This is a genomic window from Collinsella sp. AF15-51, from assembly GCF_003462845.1.
Lineage (GTDB): Bacteria > Actinomycetota > Coriobacteriia > Coriobacteriales > Coriobacteriaceae > Collinsella.
Map to the genome: position 1 here is coordinate 88165 of NZ_QRYG01000009.1, position 6795 is coordinate 94959.

Consider the following 6795-nt stretch of genomic DNA (forward strand, 5'->3'; position numbering starts at 1 on the left):
TTCAAGAAACCACCTAATACTGGCTAGGCTTCGAGCAGGCCGAGCTGCGGTACGATTTCGTCGCCGGCAGCAGTGCGACCAAGCGAACGCGGGGCCAGGTCGTCAAGAACCGCAGCGAGATCCCACGGCAGCTCGTCGCGGCGCTCAATGCGCTCCCCCGTCACGGGATGATCGAACGCTACGCGCCAGGAATGGAGGAATTGCCTGGTCAGACCCTGATCGGCGCGTGCATCGCACTTGCCGTAGAGCGGATCGCCCACGCAGGCGTGGTTGATATGGCGCATGTGCACGCGAATCTGATGCGTGCGACCGGTAAACAGGTGACACTCAACGAGTGTGTAGCCGTCATCAAAGCGCGTGGAATCAAAACGCTCAAGGACCTTGAAGGTCGTGATGGCTTGGCGCGCAAAGGGATCGTCCGAAACCGCCATCTTCACGCGGTCGCGCGTCGATCGGGCAATACCGGTGTTGATGGTGCCCTCGTCCATGGCGATGTGCCCGTGAACGAGCGTAATGTAGCGGCGGTCGAGCGTGCGCGTACGGATAAGATTTTGGAGCGCGCGCTGGGTGTCGTCGTCCTTTGCCGCAAGCATAAGACCTGAGGTATCGCGATCCAAACGATGCACGATACCGGGGCGGTCCTCGCCCTGCACGGTGCCCAGATGGTCGATACCACAGTGATAGACCAGGGCATTCGCGAGCGTACCGCTCTCATGACCATGCGCAGGATGGCACACCAGGCCGCGCTGCTTGGAGAGCACGATGAGATAGTCGTCCTCGTAGCGAATGTCGAGCGGGATGGCCTCGGGAATCACATCGGTGGGATCGTGCGGCTCGGGCAAATCAACCGAAATACGGTCACCGGCTCGCACGGCGTACTTTTTGGACAGGCAGGTCTCGCCATTGACCACTACGGCCCCACCCTCAATCAGATGCGCGCAGGCAGAGCGCGTAGGGCAGCCGTCATTGGCGCCCAGATAGGCGTCAAGACGCTGACCAGCGGCATCGTCGGCAACAAGGATATGGATGTCGGCCATTAGCGCTCATTCCTTTCACGAATCTTGCGGGCACGCTCCCCACGTTGTTTAGCCTTGCGCTTGGCGCGGGCCTCATCACGGGCGTTAAGCTCGGCGGTCGCATCGACCTCACGGGCCGCGGGGCTCAAGAACATGTAACCGAAGAGGGCGAGCACTACACCGACCGTAATGCCGATATCGGCCACATTGAAGACGGGGAAGTCGATGAAGGTGGTGGCAATAAAATCGGTCACGAAGCCAAAGGCCAAACGATCGATTGCGTTACCGATAGCACCGCCCGCAACCATCGCCATGCCCACAACCTCAAGATGGGCAAGCTGGGGTGCACGAACGAGGTACACAAAAATAGCGATAATGACCGCCAACGCCAGCACGGCAAACGCGATGCCATGCCCCTCGCCCATGCTAAAGGCGGCACCGATATTGCGGACAAACATAAAGTCGATGACACCAGGGATGACGGTCACATGCAAAGCGTCGCCCACGGCACGAACCGCAAACTTGGTCAGCTGGTCAAGAAGCAGCACAACCAGCGCCATCCCACCAGCAACACCCAACCGCCAACGCAAAGGCGGCGTCATATCCCCAGTACGACCCAAATCAATCCCCTACCCTCAAGAACATCGAATTACGTTTAACGCAAATCAATATCTTATATTGACCAGCAACGAAATAGCCGATGATTCGTTACCAACAGCGAAAACCCGCCAGAGCGAGCAAGGTGCCTTGAAGCAAGGCGGCATAGACCTTCTGGTCATGCCGCCGAAGCTGAAAGGCAGATTGCCGCTCTGGCGGGTTTGCAGCGTCAACCTGTTACGCGGTTTGGTAAAACCGCGTAACTACAAAGCGTTCGCACACCTCTCGCAGATGTGAGCGTGGCCGTTGTACTCGCCGACGGTGGTGCGGTAGTTCCAGCAACGGTCGCAGCACTCGCCCTCAGCAGCCTCGATGGCAACGGAGAGCTCCTCGCCCTGGGTCAACTCAACATCGGAGACGATGTAGAACTCGGCCAGGTCGACGGCCTTGTCGCCGGTCAGCAGCGCGTACATCTCGGCGGGAACGACCGCCTTGACGCGGACCTGCTGGCTCTTGGTGAAGGTACCGGCGGAGCGGGCGTCCTCAAGGGCCTTGGTCACGGCGCTACGGAGCTCGAGTGAAGCCTCGAGCACGCCCTCGAACTCATTGGCCTCGTCGACCGTAATGGGCGACTTATACCAATCGAGCAGCGCAGCGTACTTCTGGTGATCGACGCAGCCGGCAGGCGCATAGGCCATGGCCTCGTCGACCGTGTAGGACAGGATCGGCTGCAGGTCGCGCATGAGCATCGAGAAGAGCTCGGCAAGCACGGTCTGGGCGCTGCGACGCTCGAGCGAGCCGGGCTTATCGCAGTACAGACGGTCCTTCAGGGCGTCGAGGTACACGTTAGAGAGCTCGGTAACCACGAAGTCGTAGAGCGCACGGTAGGCGCGCGGGAACTCGTAGCAAGAGTAGGCGTCGTCAACCTCGGCCTGGACCTGAGTCAGGCGGGCAACCATGAGCTTGTCGAGCGGCAGCAGGTCGGCAAAGGCGACGCCGTCGGTCTCGGGCTCAAACTGACCCTCGAGCTCGGAGAGCAGGAAGCGCAGCGTGTTGCGGAAACGACGGTAGGCATCGGAGGTACGAGCAAGGATCTCGTGGTCGATGGACACGTCGGAGCTGGTATCGACGGAGGCAACCCACAGGCGGATGATGTCGGCGCCCATCTCGTCGCAGACCTTGTTGGGGTCGATGACGTTGCCGAGCGACTTCGACATCTTACGGCCCTGGCCGTCGAGCGTGAAGCCCTGCGAGACGACCGCCTTGTACGGAGCATGGCCGTTGGCGCCCACCGAGGTGAGCAGCGAGCTCTGGAACCAACCACGGTGCTGGTCGGAGCCCTCGAGGTAGACGTCCGCCGGGTACTCCAGCTCGGGACGGTACTCGCAGACGGCCTTCCAGGAGACGCCGGAGTCCCACCACACGTCAAGAATGTCCTTATCGGCCTTGAGGTGATGGCCACCGCACTTGGGGCAGACGCAGGCCTCGCCCAGGTAGCTCTCGGGAGCGTCGGTGAACCAGGCGTCGGAGCCCTTCTCGTGGAAGAGCTTGATGACGGCGTCGAGCGTAGCGTCGTTCATGACCTTCTCACCGCAGTCGGCGCAGGTGTAGCTGGGGATAGGCACGCCCCAGTTGCGCTGACGGCTGATGCACCAGTCGGGACGCTGCTCGACCATGGCGCCAATGCGGTTGGCCGCGTGGGCCGGATACCATTTGACGTTCTCGCGGACCTCCTTGCCAGCCTGCTCGCGCAGACCGGTCTTGTCCATCGAGACAAACCACTGGTCGGTAGCACGGAAGAGCACCGGATGCTTGCAGCGCCAGCAGTGCGGATAGCTGTGCGTGATCTTCTTCTCGAGGACCAGGGTACCGCGCTCGCGCAGGAACTCGATGATGTGTGGGTTGGCCTCGTCGGTGTCCATACCGCTGAAGGGGCCACCGGTACCAAACTCCTCGCCGGTGTAGAACTTGCCGTCGTCATCGACCGGCATGCAAATGTCGGTGATGCCCTCCTTGAGGCAGGCGAAGTAGTCGTCGACGCCGTGGCCGGGCGAATTGTGGACGATACCGGTACCGTCATCGACACCGACGTAATCGGCCAGCAGCGCCACGCCCTCAACGCCGTCAAAGATCGGCTGCTTGTAGTGGATGTGGTGGAAGGTCTCGGCGGGCACCACGTAGGGCTTGCCGTCGACCATGACCGGGGTGTACTCCCAGCCAAACTCATCGCAGCACTTGGGAGCCAGGTCCTCGAGCATGACCTCGGCACGGCCATCGTGCTCAACGGCGACGTAGGCGGCGCCGGGCTTGAGGGAAACGGCCTGGTCGGACGGGATGGTCCACGGCGTAGTCGTCCAGATGATAAAGTCGACCGGGCCGTCGAAGTTCTCGAGGCCGGCGGGCTTGGAGGTCATCTCAAAGCGAACGAAGATGGAAGGGCTCGTCTCGTCGGAGTACTCGATCTCGGCCTCGGCGAGCGCGGTGTGACAGTGCTTGCACCAGTGAACCGGCTTGTGGCCGCGATAGATCATGCCCTTATCGAACATGGCCTTGAAGACCTCGATGTCGGCGGCGTCATGCTGGTGATAGAGCGTCAGATATGGGTTGTCCCAGTCGCCGAGCACGCCCAGGCGACGGAAGCCGGCCTTCTGCAGCTCGATGTTCTCGACAGCGAACTTGTTGCAGAGCTCACGGATCTTGGCCGTGGAAGTCTGGTTGAACTTCTCGGTGCCGAGCTTCTCCTCGACCTTGTGCTCAATCGGCTGACCGTGGCAGTCCCAACCGGGGACATAGGGAACCTCATAGCCCTGCATCATCCAGTAACGGTTGATCATGTCCTTGGAGATCTTGTTCATGGCGTGGCCGATGTGGATCGGGCCGTTGGCGTACGGAGGGCCGTCGTGCAGCACGAACTTCTTGTGACCCTCGTTCTTCTTCAGAACCTGCTCGTAGACCTTGTTGTCCTGCCAGTCCTTGAGTCGCTTGGGCTCGGACTTGGAAAGACCGGCACGCATGGGAAAACCGGTCTTGGGCAGATTCATCGTCTGCTTGTACTCGTTTGCCACGGTACCCCTTTCATGTCGTGGGCGCGCACGCCCTCTGGGCACCAAAAAAGCGCCCGTCCCTACAAGCTGGGACGAAGCGCCACAAAACGGGCCGTGTGCCCGCAAAAGCTCTTCGCTTAACCACCCAGCTTAGATGCCCTCGCCCGCGTATTCGCGCGCTCGCATCCGTTACTCGGCTGGTCTGTATCGACGACCATCTCGGCGATGTCTACTAAGACGTGTCTGCACGACGCGTCCGTTGGGACCGCAGCTCCGGGGTGATTTTCATCGGTCGCATGCGCGGGTTCTCAGCACTCCCCGCTCTCTGTAGCATGCGGATGGCCGACTACTCGTCCCCATCAACGCTTATGCGGAGTATGCTAGCACGTTCCGCGCCAGCGAAAAACCCTCAACATCGGTTTCATACTTTAGTAATTTCTCACGGTCGCAAGCACTCACTTGGAGCAAAATGCCTGTAAGCACTTTATCGAACGAAAGAAGGTTGCTATGCGCACGATTGGGATGAGCGATTATACCGTCGGCGAAGACTGCTTTGACGAGCTGCCCGGAGCGCTGGCCGAATACGGAGCGACCAAGGTCGCAATCATCGGTGGCAAGCGGGCACTGGCCGCAGCACTTCCCGGTATCGAAGCTGTGCTGGAAGGTACCGACGTCGAGATTCTAGAGACGCGCGTCTACGGTACCAACAGTACACGCGCCAATATCGCCAAGGTCGTAAACTCCCCCGCCTGCCAGGAAGCCGACGTGCTTATCGCATGCGGCGGCGGCAAGGCGCTCGACACCATGAAGACGGCGGCCATCGAGCTCAAGAAGATCGTCTTTACGGTGCCGACGATCTGCTCCAACTGCTCGGCCGCGACCGCCATTGCCGTCGTCTACAACGACGACGGCTCGCTCGAGGGCTATTCGTACCCCAACCGCCCCGCGCACATCTTCATCAACCCCAAGATCATCGCCGAGGCTCCGGCGGAGTACTTCTGGGCGGGCGTGGGCGATGCCCTGTCCAAGCAGCCCGAGGTCGAGTACGCCACGAGCGCCGGCAACCTGGAGCACACCGCAGGTCTTGGCCTGGCGCTCGCACACACCTGCTCCGAGCCGCTGTTTACCTATGGCGTGCAGGGTCTTGAGGACGTTCGCCAGAACCTGTCGACCGAAGCCGTCAAGCAGATCGCGCTCGATATCGTGGTCAACACGGGCTACGTCTCCAACCTGACCAACCAAAACGATTACTACTACAACTCGAGCGTGGCGCACGCGTTCTACAACGCTTCCTGCAGCATTCCGCGCGAGGGCTCCTACCTGCACGGCGAGGTCGTGAGCCTGGGTGTGCTGGTACTGTTCGCCTATACGGGCGATACCGAGAACCTTGAGCGCTACGCCGCCTTTAACAATCAGATGGGCCTGCCCGTGACGCTTGAGCAGGTCGGGCTTTCCGAGGCTGATATCCCTGCCCTGTGCGAGTACGCGCACGCCACCAACGAATGGAAGCAAGGCAACCCGGAGCCCTTCACCGACGAGAAATTCGCCGCCGCCATCAAGGCCGCCAACGCTTACGGCCACACGCTCTAGGACTGACCCAAAACCACCACAAAGGGGACGGGCACCTTTCTGGTGGTTTTTTATTGCTCCAGCATTCAGTTCGTACTCGAACCCGATTCTTTACGAGAAAGGGTTCGGGTACGTTTTTTGTTTATCGGAAATTCTGCGGAAGGACTACTCGGAACGGTAAACAGAAACGAACAGAGGCAGGGTATCATCGTGGTGATGGTATCCTGCCTTTTGTTTTGCAGGATCAAGGTCGCTTTATGCGAACTTGATCGCCACTTATATGGCGCATTGATGGCAATTGCTTCGTACGTGCATACCGGGAGCCTGTACACCTCTGGCAAGGCGTAGCACACTAGACTTTGTTCCAAAGTCCGTGTGCTAAGGGGGCAGGCCCCTTAGAATTCCTGTGGAGTGTGTACGCACGTACGCAGGAAAACGGCAAAATTTCGCTATATCAGGGCGTTCTTTCATTGGAGAGTATGGTATCACGGCTTAGTTCAACAAATAAGAATTTATATGGCTCTGTTAGACCAAATTTGACACGATCGGCTGTTCGTCGAACCGGAAAA

At 59.8% G+C, this 6795-nt stretch carries 4 protein-coding genes; 1 reads left to right on the forward strand and 3 read right to left on the reverse strand.

The window, feature by feature from the left end:
* Positions 1-23: 23 nt before the first annotated feature.
* From DWW51_RS06000 to ileS, 3 genes are all read right to left on the reverse strand, one after another.
* Complete coding sequence (locus DWW51_RS06000; RefSeq protein ID WP_117773847.1) at positions 24-1037, reverse strand: RluA family pseudouridine synthase; 1014 nt, start codon at positions 1035-1037, stop codon at positions 24-26.
* On the reverse strand, positions 1037-1564 hold the full coding sequence (gene lspA, locus DWW51_RS06005; RefSeq protein WP_231501590.1) for a signal peptidase II: 528 nt from the start codon (positions 1562-1564) through the stop codon (positions 1037-1039). The genes DWW51_RS06000 and lspA overlap by 1 nt, the downstream gene beginning before the upstream one ends.
* 312 nt (positions 1565-1876) lie before the next feature.
* Positions 1877-4654: an isoleucine--tRNA ligase gene (gene ileS / locus DWW51_RS06010; RefSeq protein WP_369832565.1), complete on the reverse strand. Its 2778-nt coding sequence runs from the start codon at positions 4652-4654 to the stop codon at positions 1877-1879.
* Between the two features lie 510 nt (positions 4655-5164).
* Between ileS and DWW51_RS06015 the strand changes: the two genes are divergently transcribed.
* Entirely contained in the window at positions 5165-6247 is a 1083-nt protein-coding gene (locus tag DWW51_RS06015; protein WP_117773850.1) for an iron-containing alcohol dehydrogenase family protein, read from the forward strand.
* The last annotated feature ends 548 nt before the right edge of the window (positions 6248-6795 follow it).

What these genes read in the sequence shown, in the direction of transcription:
- DWW51_RS06000 (WP_117773847.1), bottom strand. Translation starts at nt 1,037, where the DNA reads ATGGCCGACATCCATATCCTTGTTGCCGACGATGCCGCTGGTCAGCGT.
- DWW51_RS06015 (WP_117773850.1), top strand. Translation starts at nt 5,165, where the DNA reads ATGCGCACGATTGGGATGAGCGATTATACCGTCGGCGAAGACTGCTTT.
- ileS (WP_369832565.1), bottom strand. Translation starts at nt 4,654, where the DNA reads ATGAATCTGCCCAAGACCGGTTTTCCCATGCGTGCCGGTCTTTCCAAG.